The organism is Enterobacter cloacae complex sp. SHL009 (assembly GCF_049237205.1).
GTDB lineage: Bacteria > Pseudomonadota > Gammaproteobacteria > Enterobacterales > Enterobacteriaceae > Enterobacter > Enterobacter cloacae_M.
Map to the genome: position 1 here is coordinate 139,621 of NZ_JBMKIW010000004.1, position 20,789 is coordinate 160,409.

General features: G+C 58.9%; 18 protein-coding genes. 13 read left to right on the plus strand and 5 right to left on the minus strand.

What is annotated here, in order from left to right; genetic code table 11:
* Nucleotide 1 precedes the first annotated feature (1 nt).
* The gene (gene narQ, locus ACOTZC_RS11670) at nt 2-1,696 is read right to left on the minus strand and encodes a nitrate/nitrite two-component system sensor histidine kinase NarQ (protein WP_248161706.1); all 1,695 of its coding nucleotides are present in this window, start codon (nt 1,694-1,696) and stop codon (nt 2-4) included.
* Nucleotides 1,697-1,848: 152 nt separating this feature from the next.
* On the opposite strand from narQ, the gene aegA reads away from it, so the two are divergent.
* The 3 genes from aegA to ACOTZC_RS11685 all read left to right on the plus strand — a co-directional run bounded on the left by aegA (nt 1,849) and on the right by ACOTZC_RS11685 (nt 5,630).
* Nucleotides 1,849-3,825: a formate-dependent uric acid utilization protein AegA gene (aegA, locus tag ACOTZC_RS11675; RefSeq protein WP_248161708.1), complete on the plus strand. Its 1,977-nt coding sequence runs from the start codon at nt 1,849-1,851 to the stop codon at nt 3,823-3,825.
* Nucleotides 3,826-3,891: 66 nt separating this feature from the next.
* Nucleotides 3,892-4,485: a GDP-mannose pyrophosphatase NudK gene (gene nudK / locus ACOTZC_RS11680; RefSeq protein ID WP_023308745.1), complete on the plus strand. Its 594-nt coding sequence runs from the start codon at nt 3,892-3,894 to the stop codon at nt 4,483-4,485.
* A 101-nt stretch (nt 4,486-4,586) separates the two neighbouring features.
* On the plus strand, nt 4,587-5,630 hold the full coding sequence (locus tag ACOTZC_RS11685) for a DUF1176 domain-containing protein (protein ID WP_045399741.1): 1,044 nt from the start codon (nt 4,587-4,589) through the stop codon (nt 5,628-5,630).
* A gap of 96 nt (nt 5,631-5,726) precedes the next feature.
* Here the strand turns inward: ACOTZC_RS11685 and tkt are convergent, their stop codons facing one another.
* Together tkt and tal are read right to left on the minus strand one after the other, a co-directional pair.
* The gene (tkt, locus tag ACOTZC_RS11690) at nt 5,727-7,715 is read right to left on the minus strand and encodes a transketolase (RefSeq protein WP_045399745.1); all 1,989 of its coding nucleotides are present in this window, start codon (nt 7,713-7,715) and stop codon (nt 5,727-5,729) included.
* Nucleotides 7,716-7,734: 19 nt separating this feature from the next.
* Entirely contained in the window at nt 7,735-8,685 is a 951-nt protein-coding gene (gene tal, locus ACOTZC_RS11695; RefSeq protein WP_023308742.1) for a transaldolase, read from the minus strand.
* 289 nt (nt 8,686-8,974) lie between these two features.
* Between tal and maeB the strand changes: the two genes are divergently transcribed.
* A complete protein-coding gene (maeB, locus tag ACOTZC_RS11700; RefSeq protein ID WP_421635776.1) occupies nt 8,975-11,254 on the plus strand; it encodes an NADP-dependent oxaloacetate-decarboxylating malate dehydrogenase in 2,280 nt (759 codons plus the stop codon).
* A 47-nt stretch (nt 11,255-11,301) separates the two neighbouring features.
* Here maeB and hemF read toward each other — a convergent pair whose 3' ends face one another.
* Both hemF and amiA read right to left on the minus strand, forming a co-directional pair.
* Nucleotides 11,302-12,201, minus strand: coding sequence for an oxygen-dependent coproporphyrinogen oxidase (gene hemF, locus ACOTZC_RS11705; protein WP_023308740.1), 900 nt, complete (start codon nt 12,199-12,201; stop codon nt 11,302-11,304).
* On the minus strand, nt 12,201-13,076 hold the full coding sequence (gene amiA, locus ACOTZC_RS11710; RefSeq protein ID WP_023308739.1) for an N-acetylmuramoyl-L-alanine amidase AmiA: 876 nt from the start codon (nt 13,074-13,076) through the stop codon (nt 12,201-12,203). Before amiA ends, hemF begins: the two co-directional genes overlap by 1 nt.
* 212 nt (nt 13,077-13,288) lie before the next feature.
* Here amiA and ACOTZC_RS11715 point away from each other — a divergent pair, with 212 nt between their 5' ends.
* From ACOTZC_RS11715 to cysM, 9 genes are all read left to right on the plus strand, one after another.
* Entirely contained in the window at nt 13,289-13,714 is a 426-nt protein-coding gene (locus ACOTZC_RS11715) for a GNAT family acetyltransferase (RefSeq protein ID WP_023308738.1), read from the plus strand.
* A complete protein-coding gene (locus ACOTZC_RS11720; RefSeq protein ID WP_047173913.1) occupies nt 13,701-14,150 on the plus strand; it encodes a DUF2919 domain-containing protein in 450 nt (149 codons plus the stop codon). The genes ACOTZC_RS11715 and ACOTZC_RS11720 overlap by 14 nt, the downstream gene beginning before the upstream one ends.
* A 63-nt stretch (nt 14,151-14,213) precedes the next feature.
* Nucleotides 14,214-14,789 (plus strand): RpoE-regulated lipoprotein, encoded by a 576-nt coding sequence (locus ACOTZC_RS11725; protein ID WP_023308736.1) that lies wholly within the window; start codon nt 14,214-14,216, stop codon nt 14,787-14,789.
* Between the two features lie 92 nt (nt 14,790-14,881).
* The gene (locus tag ACOTZC_RS11730; protein ID WP_252040157.1) at nt 14,882-15,781 is read left to right on the plus strand and encodes a Dyp-type peroxidase; all 900 of its coding nucleotides are present in this window, start codon (nt 14,882-14,884) and stop codon (nt 15,779-15,781) included.
* Between the two features lie 172 nt (nt 15,782-15,953).
* Entirely contained in the window at nt 15,954-16,967 is a 1,014-nt protein-coding gene (locus tag ACOTZC_RS11735; protein WP_421635777.1) for a sulfate ABC transporter substrate-binding protein, read from the plus strand.
* Complete coding sequence (gene cysT, locus ACOTZC_RS11740; protein ID WP_047173917.1) at nt 16,967-17,800, plus strand: sulfate/thiosulfate ABC transporter permease CysT; 834 nt, start codon at nt 16,967-16,969, stop codon at nt 17,798-17,800. The genes ACOTZC_RS11735 and cysT overlap by 1 nt, the downstream gene beginning before the upstream one ends.
* Entirely contained in the window at nt 17,800-18,675 is an 876-nt protein-coding gene (gene cysW, locus ACOTZC_RS11745) for a sulfate/thiosulfate ABC transporter permease CysW (RefSeq protein ID WP_023308733.1), read from the plus strand. Before cysT ends, cysW begins: the two co-directional genes overlap by 1 nt.
* The gene (gene cysA / locus ACOTZC_RS11750) at nt 18,665-19,759 is read left to right on the plus strand and encodes a sulfate/thiosulfate ABC transporter ATP-binding protein CysA (RefSeq protein ID WP_045399754.1); all 1,095 of its coding nucleotides are present in this window, start codon (nt 18,665-18,667) and stop codon (nt 19,757-19,759) included. The genes cysW and cysA overlap by 11 nt, the downstream gene beginning before the upstream one ends.
* A gap of 118 nt (nt 19,760-19,877) precedes the next feature.
* Nucleotides 19,878-20,789, plus strand: a complete 912-nt coding sequence (gene cysM / locus ACOTZC_RS11755; protein ID WP_045355358.1) for a cysteine synthase CysM — start codon at nt 19,878-19,880, stop codon at nt 20,787-20,789.

Consider the following 20,789-nt stretch of genomic DNA (forward strand, 5'->3'; position numbering starts at 1 on the left):
GTTATTTACCCGTTAACGGCGCGTGCGCCGGGAACGTCACGCTGACCAGCGTGCCGCCGTTTTGCGGCTGCGAGAAGTGCAGCATCCCGCCGAGCCGCTGCGCGCGTTCGCGCATAATGTTCAGGCCGTAGTGTCCCGGCGGCTCGCTGGCTTCGCCAATCCCGATGCCGTTGTCACGAATGCTGACGCTGTGCGTACCGTCCATGGCGGTCACGCAGCTGACGGTGATCTCGCTGGCCTGCGCGTGCTTAATGGCGTTCAGCACGGCCTCACGCACGATCTGCAGCAAATGCACCTGCTTTTGCGCGTCCAGCGCCAGCGAGGAGAGACGGCAGTCGAGATGCAGCTTCGCCTGCGTCTGGCTCTGAAGGACGTCGAGAGACTCCTGCAGCGCCGCGGGTAAGTTCGCGTGGTTCAGCGTCAGGCGGAAGGTGGTGAGCAGCTCGCGAAGCTGCTGCCAGGCATTGTTCAGCTCGCGGGAGAAGTCGGTGATGATGGTCTGCGCCGGAATATTTTCCTCGGGCACTGCGCGTTTGAGCAGCGCAAGCTGAATGCGCAGATACGACAGGACCTGCGCCAGCGAATCGTGCAGCTCGCGGGCAATGGTGGCGCGCTCTTCCATCAGCAGCAGCTGCTGGTAATGTTTTTGCGCCTGGTTAAAGTACAGCCCGCGCCCGAGCATGGTCGCCACGCTTCTCATCAGCGGAAGGGGAACGCTGTCCGTCTCGCTTTGCCAGCGCAGCTCGCCATAAAGGGTGTCCTGCATCAGTACCGGCAGGTGCTGCAGAGGAATGCCATGTGACTCCGTCCCTTCAGACAGCCGCCAGTCGTCGCTGGTGCGCAGTTCGAGATAATTCATCTGCGTATAGTCATGGACAATCTGCAGGATATGCCGAAAGCAGTGGCTGTCTATCTGGCCGGTATTCAGCGCCTGAGAGCATTTGAACAGCATGTCGAGCTGCTGGTGGGCTTCATGCAAATGCCGCGTCTTTTCCGCGACCGAGGCTTCGAGCGAACGGTAGAGCGTAGCCAGTTCGGCGGACATGTGGTTGAAGGCGCGGGAGAGTTGGCCCAGCTCGTTCGGCAGGGCGGTATCCGGCGCCGGGGTTGTAAATTCCCCGCGCTCAACCCGTTCGCTGGCCGCCACCAGATTGTTAAGCGGCAACACCACCTGGCGACGGATGCGTCGCAGCGTAAACAGCGTCAGCAGCAGGATCCCGAGAGCGCCCGCCAGCGAGAGCAGGGTCACCGTCTGAATTTTATGTTCGGTGTAGTGCTGAAGGGCGAGCACAAAGGCATCAATGCGGCCAACAAAATCCTCAATGTGGGTTTGATACCACGCGCTGTCGCCGCGGGCGATGCGCGCATCCATTTCCAGCCACGCCACGTGCAGCTGCTGGTAGCGCGCTTTTACATCGTCCGGGACGTACCAGCGGTTCAGCTTCTGCAGGGCAGGCGCGCTCAGCGTCCGTTGCCAGCTGTCGCGATGCGCGGCAAGGGAAGGGCTGTTGCGCTGCATCTCGTAGCCCAGACGATAGCTCTGCATGCGCAGCGAACCCGCGATATTAATGGCTTCGGCGTCACGCTGGCTGCTGGCAAGCGTCAGCAGCGCGACGGTGCTGGTCAGCACGGATAAGGCAATTATCGAAAAGAAAGCCCAGGCAAGGCTTCCGGAAACGGGGCGTTTGACGGTCACAGAACGGCTCTCTGAATAAAATTGATCTGCTACAGGTTCACTGTAAATAATTCGGCATTCCGGGCATTTGAACATTGCCCGATCGCGCCGTGATGCGTAAATACCATATTCATATAAAGAATAAGGTTATTGAACCAAAAACAGGTGTGGTTATGAATCGTTTTATTATGGCTAACAGCCAGCAGTGCATCGGGTGTCGCGCCTGCGAAGTGGCCTGCGTGATGGCGCACAACGATGAGCAGCACGTCCTGAGCGAGCGCCATTTTCACCCCCGCATTACGGTCCTGAGGTCCGGCGAGAAGAGTAGCCCCGTCACCTGCCATCACTGTGAAAACGCGCCCTGCGCGCAAAGCTGCCCGAACGGCGCCATCAGCAAATGCGATGACAGCGTACAGGTGAATCAACAAAAATGCATCGGCTGTAAGGCCTGCGCGGTGGCCTGCCCGTTTGGCACGATGGAGATTATCGTCACCCCGCTCGACAGCGGCAGCGTGAAGGCTTTGGCGAATAAATGCGATCTCTGTCTGACGCGGCCACGCGGCCCGGCCTGTATCGAAAATTGCCCTGCAGACGTTCTCTCCCTCGCGACGCCTGCTGTCCTTGATAATCTGGCGAAATCGCGCCGCCAGCGCACGGCCTGCCTGGAAGCGCAGCCCTGGCATGCGGAGGCCGTCAGAGAAGACGCTTCGCGCACCAAACTGCAGCAGATGCAAACAACCCCGCCACGCGGCGAGCCCGATAAACTCTCTGCCGCAGAGCGTGTGGGCCATTTTAACGAAATTTACCTGCCGTTCCGGGACGAGCAGGCCGCCCGCGAGGCGTCGCGCTGCCTGAAATGCGGCGAGCACAGCATTTGCGAATGGACCTGCCCGCTGCATAACCACATCCCGCAGTGGATCGAGCGCCTCAACGCGGGGGATATCGCCGGCGCGGTCGAGCTTTCTCATCAGACCAACTGTTTACCTGAAATTACCGGTCGCGTCTGTCCGCAGGACCGATTATGCGAGGGTGCCTGCACAATACGTGAAGAGGCGGGATCCGTGACCATCGGTAACATCGAGCGCTATATCTCCGATCGCGCGCTGGCGATGGGCTGGCGACCGGATATGTCCGCCGTCACGCCGTCAGGTAAACGAGTCGCGATCGTCGGCGCCGGGCCCGCCGGGCTGGCGTGCGCCGACGTGCTGGCGCGCCGCGGAGCGAGTGTGACGGTCTATGACCGGCATCCGGAAATTGGCGGATTGCTGACCTTTGGCATCCCGGCATTCAAGCTGGACAAATCGCTGCTCGCGCGGCGCAGAGAGATATTTACCGCGATGGGGATCCGCTTCGAGCTGAACTGCGAGGTGGGCCAGGACGTGTCGATGTCGCAGTTAAAGCAGGATTACGACGCCCTGTTTATTGGCGTGGGAACCTACCGCTCGATGAAGGCGGGTATCCCGCACGAGGACGCGCCTGGGGTCTATGACGCGCTGCCTTTCCTGGTGGGTAACACGCGACACGTTATGGGGCTGGAGGCGACGGCCAGCGAACCGTTCATCGACACCCATGGCTTAAACGTGGTGGTGCTTGGCGGCGGCGATACCGCGATGGACTGCGTCCGCACCGCGTTACGCCACGGCGCGGCGAAGGTAACCTGCGCCTATCGTCGGGATGAGGCCAATATGCCGGGCTCGAAGAAAGAGGTGAAGAACGCCCGAGAAGAGGGCGCGGCGTTTGAATTTAACGTTCAGCCGGTTGAGCTGACGCTGGATCCGAACGGTAAGGTCAACGGTATCCGGATGCTGCGTACCGAGCTCGGTGAACCGGACGCGCAGGGACGGCGTCGGCCCGTTCCGGTAGCGGGCAGCGAGTTCGAGATGGCGGCAGATGCGGTCATCATGGCGTTTGGTTTTAACCCGCACGCGATGCCGTGGCTGCAGGCGCAGGGTGTCGAAACGGATGACCGGGGGCGGATCGTTGCGTCGGTTGAGAGCCGCTACCGTTATCAGACGACTAACCCACAGATCTTCGCCGGAGGCGATGCGGTACGCGGTGCGGATCTGGTGGTGACCGCAATGGCGGAAGGACGTCATGCGGCGCAGGGGATACTCGACTGGCTTGGAGTTAACGCGCCAAAACATCATTAAACCGGCGGGCGACAAAGCGGGATTCACGGCGTAGTATAGGACGACTCATTGTGTTGTGGAGCCCGTATGACCCTGAAAATTGACGTTATCAAAGACAAAATTCTCTCTGAAAACTACTTTGTCCTGCGTAACATCACCTATGACCTTACGCGTAACAACGGTGAGGTGATACGCCACAAACGAGAGGTCTACGACCGCGGCAACGGGGCAACCATTCTGCTCTATAACCGTGAAAAGCAGAGCGTGGTGCTGATCCGTCAGTTCAGGGTGGCGACATGGGTTAATGGCAACCCTGACGGACGTCTGATTGAAACCTGCGCGGGCCTGCTCGATGATGATGAGCCGGAAGTTTGTATCCGCAAAGAGGCCGTGGAAGAAACCGGCTTCGAAGTGGGCGAGGTCAAAAAGGTCTTCGAGCTGTTTATGTCGCCGGGCGGCGTAACGGAAATTGTGCATTTCTTCATCGCGGAATACAGCGACGCGCAGCGCACTCACCGCGGCGGTGGCGTGGAGGATGAAGATATCGAAGTGCTGGAGCTTCCTTTTGCCCGGGCGCTGGAGATGATGCGTTCAGGCGAAATCAGGGATGGTAAAGCGGTGATATTACTGCAGTATTTACAGACAACCGGGCTGATGAACACCACTTTCGAACGGATATAGCCTGTTTTTCGGGTATATCTGATAAATCCGATTGAGCAGCCCCGGCGGGAACACGAAGATACTGCCCAGTTAAGCGTTTTCGTTCCGGGATTGTGTCATTCATGCGCTACAGCGTCTTTTTGTTTTACCTGTTTTGTGTGCTCCTCGCGCCGCAGGTGCGGGCTGCACCTGCCCAGCAAGCCTTCTCCGACTGGCAGGTAACCTGCAATAACCAGAATTTTTGCCTCGCACGCAATACCGGTGAACACCGTGGTCTGGTAATGACGCTCACCCGTAGCGCCGGGGCGAAAACGGACGCCACGCTGCGTATCGATCTCGGCGGTCTTGATGCGCCCTCGGTCAAAGAGCCAGAGATTGCCCCCCGGCTGCTGCTGGATAACGTTCCCCTGAAGCTGGACAAACAGCGCTGGCAGCTCACGCCCTGGCATCTGAAAACGGACGATGCGGCCACCATCACCGCCTTTCTGAAAAACATCCAGGAAGGGAAGGCCCTGACCCTGAGCGACGGTAAGCAGGTTATTTCACTGAGCGGTCTGAAAGCCGCGCTGCTGTTCATTGATGCGCAGCAAAAGCGCGTCGGTAGCGAAACCGCGTGGATCAAGAAAGGTGACGATCCGCCGTTAAGCGTTCCGCCTGCTCCTGCCCTTAAAAAGGTGGCGGTCGTCAACCCGACCCCGACGCCGCTCTCCCACGCCGAACTGAACGACCTGCTGGACTATGGCACCGGGCGGATGAACGCCAGCCAGTGCTCGCTGGATCCTAACCGTCGGGAAGTACGCGTCACCGCGTTAACCGATGACAAAGCGCTGCTGATCGTTAGCTGCGAGGCGGGGGCCTATAACACGGTCGATCTGGCGTGGCTGGTATCGCGTAAAAAACCGTTCACCGCACGCAGCGTCAGGCTGCGTCTGCCGTTTACGCCGTCAGGCGACGGGAGCGAAATGGAGTTGATGAACGCCAGCTTCGATGAAAAGACGCGCGAGCTGACAACGCTCGCGCTGGGGCGCGGTTTGGGCGATTGCGGGATCCAGACGCGCTGGCGTTTTGACGGCCAGCGTTTCCGCCTGGTGCGCTACGCCGAGGAGCCCAGCTGCGACAACTGGAACGGGCCAGATGCCTGGCCCACGCTATGGATCACGCGTTAGTTTTATGCCGGGTGGCGCTGTTGCTTACCCGGCCTACGGTTTGGCGGTTTTGTAGGCCGGGTAAGGCGTAGCCGCCACCCGGCAACGCAGACCGCGCTAGATCACGCTCAGCGCCTTCTCCACCACGTTCTCAACGGTAAAGCCGAAGTACGGGAACAGCTTATCGGCAGGGGCGGATTCACCGTAACCCCGCATGCCGACAATCGCCCCTTTGAGCCCGACATACTTGTACCAGTAGTCGGCAATACCGGCTTCCACCGCTACGCGAGCCGCGACGCTGGACGGCAGGACCGATTCACGGTACGCCTCGTCCTGGGCATCAAAAATATCCGTTGAGGGCAGGGACACCACGCGCACCGCGTGTCCTTCGGCAGTCAGTTTCTCCGCTGCTTTCACCGTAATTTCCACCTCGGAGCCGGTCGCAATCAGGATCACGTCCGGCTTGCCGCCGCTGTCCTTCAGGATGTAGCCGCCGCGGGCGATGTTCTTCACCTGCTCCGGGGTTCGCTCAATCTGCGCCAGGTTCTGGCGTGACAGAATCAGTGCCGTTGGGCCATTGTGGCGTTCTACCGCCAGCTTCCAGCCCACCGCCGCTTCGACCTGATCGCACGGACGCCAGGTGCTGAAGTTCGGCGTCAGACGCAGGCTTGCCAGCTGTTCAACCGCCTGGTGCGTAGGCCCGTCTTCCCCCAGCCCGATGGAGTCATGGGTGTAGACCATAATCTGCCGCGCCTTCATCAGTGCCGCCATGCGCGCCGCGTTGCGGGCATACTCGACGAACATCAGGAAGGTGGCGGTATACGGCACAAACCCGCCGTGATGGGCGATGCCGTTGGCAATGGCGGTCATCCCGAACTCGCGCACGCCGTAGTGGATGTAGTTCCCGGCAATGTCCTCTTTCAGCGATTTTGAACCCGACCAGATGGTCAGGTTACTCGGTGCCAGGTCCGCCGAGCCGCCGAGCAGTTCGGGCAGAAGAGGGCCGATTGCGTTCAGGGTATTTTGCGACGCCTTGCGGGTGGCGATTTTCGCCGGGTTGGACTGCAGGTTTTCAATCAGCGCCTGGGTTTTATCGTCCCAGTCCTCCGGCAGGCCGCCGCTCATGCGGCGGGAAAACTCGGCAGCGAGATCCGGGTGCGCTTTTTTGTAGGCGGCAAACTTCTCGTTCCAGGACTGCTGGGCCTTTTCACCCGCCTCACGGGCATCCCAGGCTCTGTAGATCTCTTTCGGGATCTCAAACGGCGGATATTTCCAGCCCAGCTTTTGCCGGGTCAGCGCGACTTCCTCCTCGCCCAGCGCCGCGCCGTGCGCCTCCTCTTTGCCCGCCTTGTTCGGCGAGCCGAAGCCGATGACCGTGCGGCAGATAATCAGGGACGGTTTATCCTTCACGCTCTGCGCTTCCTGAATCGCTTTTTTCACCGCCTCAGGGTCGTGGCCATCGATCTCGTGCACCACGTGCCAGTGATAGGCTTCAAAGCGTTTTGCCGTGTCGTCGGTAAACCAGCCTTCGGTCTCCCCGTCGATGGAGATGCCGTTGTGATCGTAGAAGCCAATCAGCTTGCCGAGCCCCAGCGTGCCCGCCAGGGAGCAGACCTCATGGGAAATCCCCTCCATCAGGCAGCCGTCACCCATAAACACGTAGGTATAGTGGTCGACAATTTCGTGGTCCGGCTGGTTAAACTGCGCCGCCAGCGTGCGTTCGGCAATTGCCAGCCCAACCGCATTGGCCAGCCCCTGACCGAGCGGCCCGGTGGTGGTCTCCACCCCAGGCGTATAGCCAATCTCAGGGTGCCCCGGCGTTTTGGAGTGCAGCTGGCGGAAGTTTTTCAGCTCCTCAAGCGGCAGATCGTAGCCGGAAAGGTGCAGCAGGCTGTAGAGCAGCATTGAGGCGTGACCGTTGGAGAGAATAAAGCGGTCGCGATCGTACCAGGTCGGGTCATTGGGGTTGTGCTTCAGAAAGTCGTTCCACAGCACTTCGGCAATATCAGCCATGCCCATCGGCGCGCCGGGGTGGCCGGAATTGGCTTTTTGCACGGCATCCATGCTGAGGGCGCGAATGGCATTGGCTAGCTCTTTACGGGACATAGTTCACTCCGTGGCAAGGTTAAAGTTTGGCGGCGAGAAGATCTTCAAGTTTGCGCTGGTCGACGGCGAACTGGCGGATGCCGTCCGCCAGTTTTTCCACGGCCATGGCGTCCTGATTGTGCTCCCAGCGGAACTCCGCTTCGGTCATGGGTTTTGGTTTTGGCAGAACGGTGGAGGTCGGCACCAGCTTGCGGATCACCGTTTCTTCTTTGTCCTGTAGCTCCTGAAGCAGGTTAGGGGAGATGGTCAGACGGTCGCAGCCTGCCAGGGCGAGGATCTGCTCGGTACGGCGGAAGCTGGCCCCCATCACGATGGTTTCGTAGCGGTGCTGTTTGTAGTAGTCGTAGATATTACGGACCGATTTCACGCCCGGATCCTCATCCACCACGTATGGATCCATCGGCTGTTTCGCCTGATACCAGTCGTAGATGCGCCCGACAAACGGCGAGACGAGGAACACACCCGCCTCAGCGCAGGCGCGCGCCTGGGCAAACGAGAACAGCAGCGTCAGGTTGCAGTGGATGCCTTCTTTCTCCAGCACCTCTGCCGCGCGGATGCCTTCCCAGGTGGAGGCCAGCTTGATCAGAATGCGTGATTTATCGATCCCCTGCTCCTCGTACAGTTCCACCAGGCGACGCGCCTTATTAATGCTCTTTTCTTTATCGAACGAGAGGCGGGCGTCGACTTCGGTCGAGACGCGGCCCGGGATGCTTTTAAGAATTTCCGCACCAAAATTAACCGCCAGCTTATCGCTGGCTTCGGCGACCTGCTGCTCCTGCGTTTTCCCGCGCTGTTTACCGTAGGCAATGGCGTCATCAATCAGATGGCTAAAATGGGCAAGCCCTGCCGCTTTGAGCAGTAGCGAAGGGTTGGTGGTCGCGTCCTCCGGCTGATAGTGGCGAATCGACTCGATATCGCCGCTGTCTGCAACCACGGTGGTGAATTTTTTGATGCCGTCTAGCTGGTTCATAAATGATTACTCCTTGGAAATAAAAGAGTTAGATGAGTGCGTTAGTTCACACTTCTGGAAAAATCATGATGGACTTAACAAAAAAGCATAGCAGACGGGGGAGGCATTGCTTTTGAGACGGGTAACATGGCTGTTATAAATTGATAACAATTTTTAATGTGTGATGGTGAGAGTTTGGCTGCCTTCAAAGTTTAGGAGGCGGCCTGAGGCGATACTAGGCGGCACACCAGGGTGTGCATCAGGATCGCTTACGTCACCCTTTTGACCGATACGTGAAAGGAAAAATAAGATGGATGAGCAGTTGAAACAGAGTGCCCTCGATTTTCACGAGTTTCCTGTCCCGGGGAAAATCCAGGTCTCCCCAACCAAGCCGCTGGCAACCCAGCGCGATCTGGCGCTGGCCTATTCGCCGGGCGTGGCTGCACCGTGTCTGGAAATCGAAAAAGACCCGCTGGCGGCCTACAAATATACCGCGCGCGGCAATCTTGTCGCCGTGATCTCTAACGGCACGGCGGTGCTGGGGCTGGGCAACATCGGCGCGCTGGCCGGTAAGCCGGTGATGGAAGGGAAGGGGGTACTGTTCAAGAAATTCGCCGGTATCGACGTGTTCGATATCGAGGTGGATGAACTCGATCCTGACAAATTCATCAACGTGGTGGCCGCGCTGGAGCCGACCTTCGGCGGGATCAACCTGGAAGACATCAAAGCGCCGGAATGTTTCTATATCGAGGAGAAGCTGCGCGAGCGTATGAACATTCCCGTGTTCCACGATGACCAGCACGGCACCGCGATTATCAGCACCGCCGCGATTCTCAACGGCCTGCGCGTGGTAGAGAAAAATCTCTCCGACGTGCGCATGGTGGTCTCTGGCGCAGGCGCCGCGGCCATCGCCTGTATGAACCTGCTGGTGGCGCTGGGTATGCAGAAACACAACATTGTGGTCTGCGACTCCAAAGGCGTTATCTATAAAGACCGCGAGCCGAACATGGCGGAAACCAAAGCGGCGTACGCGGTCGACGACGACGGTAAACGCACCCTGGACGACGTGATTGACGGCGCGGATATCTTCCTCGGCTGCTCGGGTCCGAAAGTACTGACCCAGGAGATGGTGAAGAAGATGGCGCGTGCGCCAATGATCCTGGCCCTGGCGAACCCTGAACCGGAAATCCTGCCGCCGCTGGCGAAAGCGGTGCGTGAAGACGCCATCATTTGTACCGGCCGTTCGGACTACCCGAACCAGGTCAACAACGTGCTCTGCTTCCCGTTCATCTTCCGCGGCGCGCTGGACGTCGGCGCAACGGCGATCAACGAAGAGATGAAGCTCGCCGCCGTTCACGCCATCGCTGAGCTGGCGCACGCCGAGCAGAGCGAAGTGGTTGCCTCTGCCTACGGCGATCAGGATCTGAGCTTCGGCCCGGACTACATCATTCCAAAACCGTTCGACCCGCGTCTGATTGTTAAAATTGCGCCAGCCGTTGCCAAAGCGGCGATGGACTCCGGCGTGGCGACGCGTCCGATTCACGATTTCGACGCGTACGTCGATAAGCTCACCGAGTTCGTCTATAAAACGAACCTGTTCATGAAGCCGATCTTCTCCCAGGCGCGCGCCGACGCGAAGCGCGTGGTGCTGGCGGAAGGGGAAGAGGCGCGCGTGCTGCACGCCACCCAGGAGCTGATCACCTTAGGCCTGGCGAAGCCGATCCTGATTGGTCGTCCGAGCGTGATTGAGATGCGTATCCAGAAGCTGGGCCTGCAGATTAAGCCGGGCGTCGACTTTGAGATCGTTAACAACGAATCCGATCCGCGCTTCAAAGAGTACTGGAGCGAATACTACGCGATCATGAAGCGCCGGGGGATCACCCAGGAGCAGGCGCAGAAAGCGGTGATCAGCAACACGACGGTGATCGGCGCGATCATGGTGCATCGCGGCGAGGCGGACGCGCTGATCTGCGGCACCATCGGCGACTACCACGAGCACTTTAGCGTGGTGCAGGAGATCTTCGGCTATCGCGACGGCGTCCATACCGCCGGGGCGATGAACGCGCTGCTGCTGCCAAGCGGCAACACCTTTATTGCGGACACCTACGTTAACGACGATCCGACCCCGGACGAGCTGGCGGAAATCACGGTGATGGCCGCCGAGACCGTGCGTCGCTTTGGTATCGAGCCGAAGGTGGCGCTGCTGTCGCACTCTAACTTTGGTTCGTCTAAATCCGCGGCGGCCTGCAAAATGCGTCAGACGCTGGAGCTGGTGCGCGAGCGTGCGCCGGAGCTGATGATTGACGGGGAAATGCACGGCGATGCCGCGCTGGTGGAAAGCATCCGTAACGAACGTATGCCGGACAGCCCGCTGAAGGGATCGGCCAATATACTGATTATGCCGAACGTGGAAGCGGCGCGTATCAGCTATAACCTGCTGCGCGTCTCCAGCTCTGAAGGGGTGACCGTAGGACCGGTACTGATGGGCGTAGCGAAACCGGTGCATGTGTTAACGCCGATTGCCTCTGTGCGCCGTATCGTGAATATGGTGGCGCTGGCGGTGGTTGAGGCGCAGACGCAGCCGCTGTAATTTTTACCCTCACCCTAACCCTCCCCCAAAGGGAGAGGGGATAAGGGCTACACCCAATCCCGAACCTGAATAAACTCACGCAAGGCAGCCTCCGGGCTGCCTTCTTTTGGTTCGTAACAGTACTCCCAGCGCACCAGCGGCGGCATCGACATCAGAATCGACTCCGTGCGCCCGCCGGTCTGCAGGCCGAACAGCGTCCCGCGATCCCACACCAGGTTGAACTCCACGTAGCGCCCGCGGCGGTAAAGCTGGAACTCGCGCTCGCGCACGCCGTAATCGGTATTTTTACGACGCTCGACAATTGGCAGATAGGCGTCGGTGTAGCCTTCGCCTACCGCGCGCATAAAGCTGAACGCGGTATCAAAATCAGGCGCGTTGAGATCGTCAAAGAACAGCCCGCCGATGCCGCGCTGCTCGTCGCGGTGCTTCAGGTAAAAGTAGTCATCGCACCACTTTTTGAATTTCGGGTAGACGTCTTCGCCAAACGGCAGGCAAAGGTCCCGCGCGGTGGTGTGCCAGTGCACGGCATCCTCTTCGAAGCCGTAGTAGGGCGTTAAATCGAAACCGCCGCCGAACCACCAGACCGGGTCGGCGCCCGGTTTTTCCGCAATGAAAAAGCGCACGTTGGCATGGCTGGTGGGCACGAACGGGTTGTGCGGGTGCACTACGAGCGAGACGCCCATCGCCTCGAAGCTGCGGCCCGCGAGTTCAGGACGATGCGCCGTCGCAGACGCGGGCATGGCGTCGCCGTGAACGTGGGAAAAATTCACGCCCGCCTGTTCGAAGATGCCGCCGTTACGCAGCACCCGGCTGCGCCCGCCGCCACCGGCCTCGCGCTGCCAGGTATCTTCCTGAAATTCACCGCCGTCTGCGGCGGCGAGTTTCTGGCAGATTTCATCCTGCAGCTGCAGCAGGAAGGTTTTGACCAGTTGAGCATCGGGTTTCATCAACGTTTCCTGGAGTGCGCTTTTTGGTTATCGAACCAGTTGAAGTAACTGATAATGCCGGAGGCGATGGCGTTGGCGATCTTCTGACGAAACGCCGTGGTGCCGAGGAGCCGCTCTTCTTCCGGGTTGGTAATAAAGGACGTTTCCACCAGCACGGACGGGATGGACGGCGATTTCAGGACCACGAACGCCGCCTGCTCGGTGCCTTTGCTGTGCAGACGATGCACCGGCTTAATCTTCTTCAGAATATGCGAGCCGAGCGTCAGGCTGTTTTTGATCGTATCCGTCTGCACGAGGTCGAACAGCACCTGCTGTAGCAGGTGGTCTTTGTCAGTGGCTTTCTTCCCGGCGACTTCATCCGCGCGGTTTTCGCGGTCGGAGAGGTATTTTGCCATGGCGCTACTGGCGCCACGGTTGGAAAGCGCAAACACCGAGGCTCCGGCCGCGGAAGGGTTGGTAAAGCCGTCGGCGTGGATCGACATAAACAGATCCGCACCGTGCTGGTGGGCGATCTCAACGCGGTCATACAGCGGAATAAAGGTGTCGCCAGAGCGCGTCAGACGGGCGTCAATGCCGTTGCTGCGTAAAATTGCGCGCACGTTTTTTGCAATTGCCAGCACGACGTGTTTTTCTTTCGACCCGTTTTTGCCTATAGCGCCGGTATCAATACCGCCGTGGCCCGGGTCGAGCATCACCAGGCGCTTCGCGCCCGGCTTTTTGGTTTTCGGTTTGCTGTGTCCGTTACTGGTTTTGAGCGTGCTCTCGTCTTTTGCCTGAGCCTGCTTTGCGATGCCCGTTAACGTTAAGGCCGCCAGCCCCGCTTTGAGAACCTGACGACGCGATGTGAGTGCTTTTAATGGTTTGAATGTGCTCATGCGGCCTGAATACTAAAAAATGGGGTCCTGGTGTTATATCGTATCGTGTTTCCCGTTACGACAGTCCATATTGATAATTGTTTTACTTTTCATTTCAATACGTGACAAAGTGACATTATGCCAAATTTTGGCGAGATTTTCCCCGGTTATTGGCGAAAGGCGAGCTTCGCGCCATAATCACTGTTTTTAAACCCGAAAAGGCGGTTAATACCATGGAGATACGCGTTTTTCGCCAGGAAGATTTCGAAGAGGTGATCACCCTTTGGGAGCGCTGCGATCTGCTGCGTCCGTGGAACGATCCGGAAATGGATATCGAACGTAAGGTGAATCACGACGTCAGTCTGTTTTTGGTCGCGGAAGTCAACGGCGAGGTTGTGGGGACGGTCATGGGCGGTTATGACGGCCACCGCGGCTCGGCCTATTATCTGGGCGTCCACCCCGAATACCGTGGCCGCGGCATCGCCAATGCGCTGCTGAACCGGCTCGAGAAGAAGCTGATCGCCCGTGGCTGCCCGAAAATCCAGATCATGGTGCGGGAAGATAACGACGTGGTGCTGGGCATGTATGAGCGCCTGGGCTACGAGCATTCCGACGTGCTGAGTTTAGGAAAGCGTCTGATCGAAGATGAAGAGTACTGAGATCCACCCGGCAGACTATGACGCGCAGGGTCGCGTCAGGCTGCCCTTTTTATTCTGGTGCGTTCTGCTGCTCCAGGCCCGGACCTGGGTGCTGTTTGTGATGGCCGCCGCGTCGCGCGGGCAGGGCGACACGCTGCTGAATCTCTTTTATCCCGATCATGACGCCTTCTGGCTCGGCTTGCTGCCGGGCGTACCGGCGGTGGTCGCTTTTTTATGCAGCGGACGACGGCATGCGATCCCCCGTTTTTGGGGCGCGCTTCGCTGGCTGCTGGTCCTCGCCCAGGTTGCGCTGCTCTTCTGGCAGCCGGTACTCTGGTGGTACGGTGAACCGCTGACGGGCACCGGCGTTGCGCTGGTGGTTGCCGATATTGTGGCCCTGCTGTGGCTGCTGACCAACCCGCGTCTTCGCGCCTGTTTTGCGCATCAGAATGATTAATCCGGCACTTTTTGCCGATGTCGCACTCCAACAAGCGTTGATTTAACAAGAAAGGACGTTTCAATGAAATCGCTGCGTTTATTTTTATGCGCTCTCCCGCTGGCGTTGACCGGCTGTTCGACGCTCTCCTCCATTAACTGGTCCGCCGCGTACCCGTGGAACTGGTTTGGCTCATCAACGGAAGTGACCGAGCAGGGCGTGGGGAAAATTACCGCCGCGACGGCGCTGGATCAGGACGCTATTCAGGATGCGCTCAGCGGCGATTACCGCCTGCGCAGCGGCATGAAAACGGAGAATGGCAATATTGTTCGCTATTACGAAGCGCTGAAGGGTGACAAGCTTGCTCTGGTGATCAACGGTGACAAAGGCACCGTAAACCGTATCGCTGTGATGGATGAAGATATTCCGACGGCGAGCGGTGTAAAAGTGGGTACGCCGTTCAGCGAACTTTATAAGCAGGCTTTTGGCAACTGCACCAGCCTGCCGTCTGACGACAAAGTCGCGGTGGAATGTAAGGCTGAAGGCAGCCAGCACATCAGCTATGTCTTCACCGGAACCTGGAGCGGTCCGGAAGGACTGATGCCGTCTGACGACACGCTCAAGAGCTGGAAAGTGAGCAAAATACTCTGGAAGCAGTAATTTGCGCCTGAACAAACCGCCTCGCTGAAATCCGGGTATAATAGCCGCCATCAATGCCACGCTGACGTGGCATCTTTATTTCAGGAGGAGCGATGTCTCAGGTTCAGAGTGGCATTTTGCCAGAACATTGCCGCGCGGCGATTTGGATTGAAGCCAATGTTAAAGGGGACGTGGATGCCCTGCGTGCGGCCAGTAAAGCGTTTGTTGATAGGCTGGCAACCTTCCAGGCCAAATTCCCGGAAGCCCACCTCGGCGCCGTTGTTGCCTTTGGCAATAACGTCTGGCGTCAGCTGAGCGGTGGCGAAGGGGCGGAAGAGCTGAAAGACTTCATCCCTTACGGCAAAGGTCTGGCTCCGGCGACCCAATACGACGTGCTGATCCATATTCTCTCCCTGCGTCACGACGTGAATTTCTCCGTTGCCCAGGCGGCAGTAGCGGCTTTTGGCGACAGCATTGAGGTGCAGGAAGAGGTTCACGGCTTCCGCTGGGTGGAAGAGCGCGATCTGAGCGGCTTCGTCGACGGCACCGAAAACCCGGCGGGTGAAGAGACGCGTCGCGACGTGGCGGTGATCAAAGACGGCGTGGACGCGGGTGGCAGCTACGTGTTCGTGCAGCGCTGGGAGCACAACCTCAAGCAGCTTAACCGCATGAGCGTGCACGATCAGGAGATGATGATTGGCCGCACTAAAGAAGCCAACGAAGAGATCGACGGCGATGCGCGTCCGGTCACCTCTCACCTGACCCGCGTTGACCTCAAAGAAGACGGAAAAGGGCTGAAGATTGTTCGCCAGAGCCTGCCTTACGGCACGGCAAGCGGCACGCACGGCCTCTACTTCTGCGCGTACTGCGCGCGCCTCTATAACATCGAGCAGCAGCTGCTGAGCATGTTCGGCGATACCGACGGCAAGCGCGACGCCATGCTGCGCTTCACCAAACCGGTGACCGGCGGCTATTACTTTGCGCCGTCCGTTGAGCGTCTGCTGGCGCTGTAATGTCCTTTCTCCCTCTCCCTGCGGGAGAGGGCTGGGGTGAAGGCAGCAGGCCTCACCCTTATTCCCTTTTCTGCTTCTAAATCACCAAACGGTATATAAAACCGTTACTCCTTTCATCCCCGTTATAAATATTATGACTATAAGATAGTCATCACATTTATAAGGGTGCGTAATGGCCGTTACTGTACTGAAAAAAGGAACTCTGGCGCTGGCAGGTTTACTGCTGGTGGCACAGGCGCAGGCGACTGAACTGTTAAACAGTTCGTATGACGTTTCCCGCGAGCTGTTTGCCGCCCTTAATCCCCCGTTTGAACAGCAGTGGGCGAAAGACAATAACGGCGACAAGCTGACCATCAAGCAGTCCCACGCCGGATCGTCCAAGCAGGCGCTGGCGATTTTGCAGGGCCTGAAAGCGGATGTGGTGACCTACAACCAGGTGACTGACGTGCAGATCCTGCATGACAAAGGCAAGCTCATCCCGGCGGACTGGCAGAGTCGTCTGCCGAACAACAGCTCCCCGTTCTATTCCACCATGGGCTTCCTGGTGCGTAAGGGCAACCCGAAGAATATCCACGACTGGAGCGACCTGGTGCGTTCCGACGTGAAGCTGATTTTCCCGAACCCAAAAACCTCCGGTAACGCTCGCTACACCTATTTAGCCGCGTGGGGCGCGGCCGACAAGGCTGACGGTAATGATAAAGCCAAAACCGAGCAGTTCATGACCCAGTTCCTGAAAAACGTCGAAGTGTTTGATACCGGCGGCCGCGGGGCGACCACGACCTTCGCGGAGCGTGGTCTCGGCGACGTGCTGATCAGCTTTGAATCGGAAGTGAATAACATCCGCAAACAGTACGAAGCGCAGGGCTTCGAGGTCGTTATCCCGAAAACCAACATCCTGGCCGAGTTCCCGGTGGCGTGGGTGGATAAAAACGTGCAGGCAAACGGTACCGAGAAAGCGGCAAAAGCCTATCTCAACTACCTGTACAGCCCGCAGGTGCAGACCATCATTACCGATTACTACTACCGCGTGAACAACCCGGACGTAATGAACAAGCTGAAAGATAAGTTCCCGCAGACCGATTTGTTCCGCGTGGAAGATCATTTCGGCTCCTGGCCTGATGTGATGAAAACGCATTTTGCCAGCGGCGGTGAGTTAGACAAACTGCTGGCGGCGGGGCATAAGTAATGTTTGCAGTTTCGACAAAACGCGTGCTGCCGGGCTTTACCTTGAGCCTCGGGACAAGCCTGCTGTTCGTCTGCCTGATCCTGCTGTTGCCGCTCAGCGCGCTGGTGATGCAGCTTGCTCAGATGAGCTGGGAGCAGTACTGGGACGTGGTCACCAACCCGCAGGTGGTGGCGGCCTACAAGGTGACGCTGCTGTCGGCGTTTGTTGCCTCCATTTTTAACGGCGTGTTTGGCCTGCTGATGGCGTGGATCTTAACCCGCTATCGCTTCCCGGGCCGCACGCTGCTTGACGCCCTGATGGATCTGCCGTTTGCGCTGCCGACGGCGGTGGCGGGCTTAACCCTCGCGTCGCTCTTCTCGGTGAACGGGCTGTACGGCGAGTGGCTGGCGAAATTTGATATCAAAGTGACCTACACCTGGCTCGGTATCGCGGTGGCGATGGCCTTTACCAGCATCCCGTTTGTGGTCCGTACCGTGCAGCCGGTGCTGGAAGAGTTGGGTCCGGAATACGAAGAAGCGGCGGAAACGCTGGGTGCCACGCGCTGGCAGAGCTTCCGCAAGGTGGTTCTGCCGGAACTCTCTCCGGCGCTGATGGCGGGCGTTGCGCTGTCGTTTACCCGCAGCCTCGGTGAGTTCGGCGCGGTGATTTTTATCGCCGGGAACATCGCCTGGAAAACTGAAGTCACCTCGCTGATGATTTTCATCCGTTTGCAGGAGTTTGATTATCCGGCGGCGAGCGCGATTGCCTCGGTGATCCTGGCGGCCTCGCTGCTGCTGCTGTACTCGATTAACACTCTGCAAAGTCGCTTTGGTCGACGTGTGGTAGGTCACTGATGGCGGAAGTTACGCAATTGAAGCGATACGATGCACCCCGCATCAACTGGGGTAAATGGTTTCTGATTGGGGCGGGCGTGCTGGTTTCCGCCCTCATTCTCGTCGTGCCGACGGTTTATATCTTCGTCCAGGCGTTCAGCAAAGGGCTGATGCCCGCGCTGGAAAATCTGGCGAACCCGGATATGCTGCATGCCATCTGGCTGACGGTGCTGATTGCGCTGATCACCGTGCCGGTGAACCTCGTGTTCGGGACCCTGCTGGCCTGGCTGGTAACCCGCTTTAACTTCCCGGGACGTCAGCTGCTGCTGACCCTGCTGGACATTCCTTTCGCCGTATCGCCGGTGGTGGCGGGTCTGGTGTACCTGCTCTTTTACGGCTCCAACGGTCCGTTGGGCGGCTGGCTGGACGAGCATAACCTGCAGATCATGTTCGCCTGGCCGGGCATGGTGCTGGTCACCATCTTCGTGACCTGTCCGTTTGTGGTGCGCGAGCTGGTGCCGGTGATGTTAAGCCAGGGGAGCAACGAAGACGAAGCGGCGGTGCTGCTGGGGGCTTCGGGCTGGCAAATGTTCCGCCGCGTGACGCTGCCGAACATTCGCTGGGCGCTGCTTTACGGCGTGGTGCTGACCAACGCCCGTGCGATCGGTGAGTTTGGTGCCGTGTCCGTCGTCTCCGGCTCCATCCGGGGTGAAACCCTGTCGCTGCCGCTCCAGATTGAGCTGCTGCAGCAGGACTACAACACCATCGGCTCGTTTACTGCCGCAGCGTTGCTGACGCTGATGGCCATTTTGACCCTGTTTTTGAAGAGTGTGGTGCAGTGGCGTTTAGAAAATCAGGAAAAACGTCAGCATCAGGAGGGAAATCATGAGCATTGAGATTGCCAATATTAAGAAGTCTTTTGGTCGCACCCAGGTGCTGAATGATATCTCGCTGGATATCCCTTCCGGACAAATGGTGGCGCTGCTGGGGCCGTCCGGCTCGGGCAAAACCACGCTGCTGCGTATTATCGCCGGGCTTGAGCATCAGACCAGCGGGCACATCCGCTTTCACGGCACCGACGTGAGCCGCCTGCACGCCCGCGATCGTAAAGTAGGATTTGTATTCCAGCATTACGCGCTGTTCCGCCACATGACCGTGTTCGACAACATTGCGTTTGGCCTGACCGTGCTGCCGCGTCGCGAACGTCCGGATACTGTAACCATTAAGGCCAAAGTGACCAAACTGCTGGAGATGGTGCAGCTGGCTCACCTGGCGGACCGTTTCCCGGCCCAGCTGTCCGGCGGGCAGAAACAGCGCGTGGCGCTGGCGCGCGCGCTGGCCGTTGAGCCGCAAATTCTGCTGCTGGATGAACCCTTCGGCGCGCTGGATGCGCAGGTGCGTAAAGAGCTGCGCCGCTGGCTGCGCCAGCTGCATGAGGAGCTGAAATTCACCAGCGTCTTCGTGACCCACGACCAGGAAGAGGCGATGGAAGTCGCGGATCGCGTGGTGGTCATGAGCCAGGGCAACATTGAGCAGGTTGACGAGCCGGAGCAGCTCTGGCGTGAACCGGCGACCCGCTTCGTGCTGGAGTTTATGGGCGAGGTAAACCGTCTTCAGGGTACTATTCGCGGTGGACAGTTCCACGTGGGCGCGCACCGCTGGCCGCTGGGCTATACCTCCGCGCATCAGGGGCCGGTCGATCTGTTCCTGCGTCCGTGGGAAGTGGACGTGAGCCGCCGAACCAGCCTGGATTCACCGCTGCCGGTGCAGGTGCTGGAAGCTAGCCCTAAAGGTCACTACACCCAATTGGTGGTACAGCCGCTGGGCTGGTATACCGAGCCGCTGACCGTGGTCATGCGCGACGACGTGCCGCCGCACCGGGGTGAGCGCCTGTTTGTCGGGCTGCAGCATGCCCGGATTTATCACGGGAAGGAGCGCATCGAGACGCGCGAGGATATTGCTCTGGCGGAGTCAGCCTGATAGGTTATTAGGATGTTTATCGCCCGGTGGCGCTGCGCTGACCGGGCCTACAGTTATCACTGCGTCTTGTAGGCCGGGATCGCTGCGCGCGCCCCGGCTTTTTTATTGAGTAAAAATCGTGAATACACTCGAACACACCATCGGCAACACTCCTCTGGTCAAGCTTCAGCGCATGGGGCCGGACAACGGCAGCGAAATCTGGGTCAAACTCGAAGGCAATAACCCGGCGGGGTCGGTGAAAGACCGAGCGGCGCTGTCGATGATTGTCCAGGCCGAAAAACGCGGAGAAATTAAGCCAGGCGACGTGCTCATAGAGGCCACCAGCGGCAACACCGGTATCGCCCTGGCGATGATTGCGGCGCTGAAAGGCTACCGCATGAAGCTGCTGATGCCGGACAATATGAGCCAGGAGCGCCGCGCCGCGATGCGTGCCTACGGGGCCGAGCTGATTCTGGTGACCAAAGAGCAGGGAATGGAAGGCGCGCGCGACCTGGCGTTAGAAATGGCCGGGCGCGGTGAAGGTAAACTGCTGGATCAGTTCAACAATCCGGACAACCCGTACGCGCACTACACCACCACCGGCCCGGAAATCTGGCAGCAAACCGACGGGCGTATCACCCATTTTGTCTCCAGCATGGGCACCACCGGCACCATTACCGGGGTATCACGTTTTCTGCGCGAGCAGGAAAAAGCCGTCACCATCGTTGGCCTCCAGCCGGAAGAGGGGAGCAGCATTCCGGGCATTCGCCGCTGGCCGGCGGAGTATATGCCCGGCATCTTTAATGCGCAGCTGGTGGATCAGGTGCTGGATCTTCACCAGCGCGAGGCGGAAAATACCATGCGTGAGCTGGCCGTGCGCGAAGGTATCTTCTGCGGCGTCAGCTCGGGCGGCGCGGTAGCGGGTGCGATTCGGGTAGCGCAGGCAAACCCGGGTGCCGTAGTGGTGGCGATTATTTGCGATCGCGGCGATCGCTATCTGTCTACCGGCGTCTTTGGTGAAGAGAGTTATTCGCAGGGGGCGGGGATTTAA

Bases quoted from the DNA above. Each gene is read 5' to 3' on its own strand.
- aegA (WP_248161708.1), top strand. From the start codon at position 1,849: ATGAATCGTTTTATTATGGCTAACAGCCAGCAGTGCATCGGGTGTCGC.
- nudK (WP_023308745.1), top strand. From the start codon at position 3,892: ATGACCCTGAAAATTGACGTTATCAAAGACAAAATTCTCTCTGAAAAC.
- ACOTZC_RS11685 (WP_045399741.1), top strand. From the start codon at position 4,587: ATGCGCTACAGCGTCTTTTTGTTTTACCTGTTTTGTGTGCTCCTCGCG.
- tkt (WP_045399745.1), bottom strand. From the start codon at position 7,715: ATGTCCCGTAAAGAGCTAGCCAATGCCATTCGCGCCCTCAGCATGGAT.
- tal (WP_023308742.1), bottom strand. From the start codon at position 8,685: ATGAACCAGCTAGACGGCATCAAAAAATTCACCACCGTGGTTGCAGAC.
- maeB (WP_421635776.1), top strand. From the start codon at position 8,975: ATGGATGAGCAGTTGAAACAGAGTGCCCTCGATTTTCACGAGTTTCCT.
- hemF (WP_023308740.1), bottom strand. From the start codon at position 12,201: ATGAAACCCGATGCTCAACTGGTCAAAACCTTCCTGCTGCAGCTGCAG.
- amiA (WP_023308739.1), bottom strand. From the start codon at position 13,076: ATGAGCACATTCAAACCATTAAAAGCACTCACATCGCGTCGTCAGGTT.
- ACOTZC_RS11715 (WP_023308738.1), top strand. From the start codon at position 13,289: ATGGAGATACGCGTTTTTCGCCAGGAAGATTTCGAAGAGGTGATCACC.
- ACOTZC_RS11720 (WP_047173913.1), top strand. From the start codon at position 13,701: ATGAAGAGTACTGAGATCCACCCGGCAGACTATGACGCGCAGGGTCGC.
- ACOTZC_RS11725 (WP_023308736.1), top strand. From the start codon at position 14,214: ATGAAATCGCTGCGTTTATTTTTATGCGCTCTCCCGCTGGCGTTGACC.
- ACOTZC_RS11730 (WP_252040157.1), top strand. From the start codon at position 14,882: ATGTCTCAGGTTCAGAGTGGCATTTTGCCAGAACATTGCCGCGCGGCG.
- ACOTZC_RS11735 (WP_421635777.1), top strand. From the start codon at position 15,954: ATGGCCGTTACTGTACTGAAAAAAGGAACTCTGGCGCTGGCAGGTTTA.
- cysT (WP_047173917.1), top strand. From the start codon at position 16,967: ATGTTTGCAGTTTCGACAAAACGCGTGCTGCCGGGCTTTACCTTGAGC.
- cysW (WP_023308733.1), top strand. From the start codon at position 17,800: ATGGCGGAAGTTACGCAATTGAAGCGATACGATGCACCCCGCATCAAC.
- cysA (WP_045399754.1), top strand. From the start codon at position 18,665: ATGAGCATTGAGATTGCCAATATTAAGAAGTCTTTTGGTCGCACCCAG.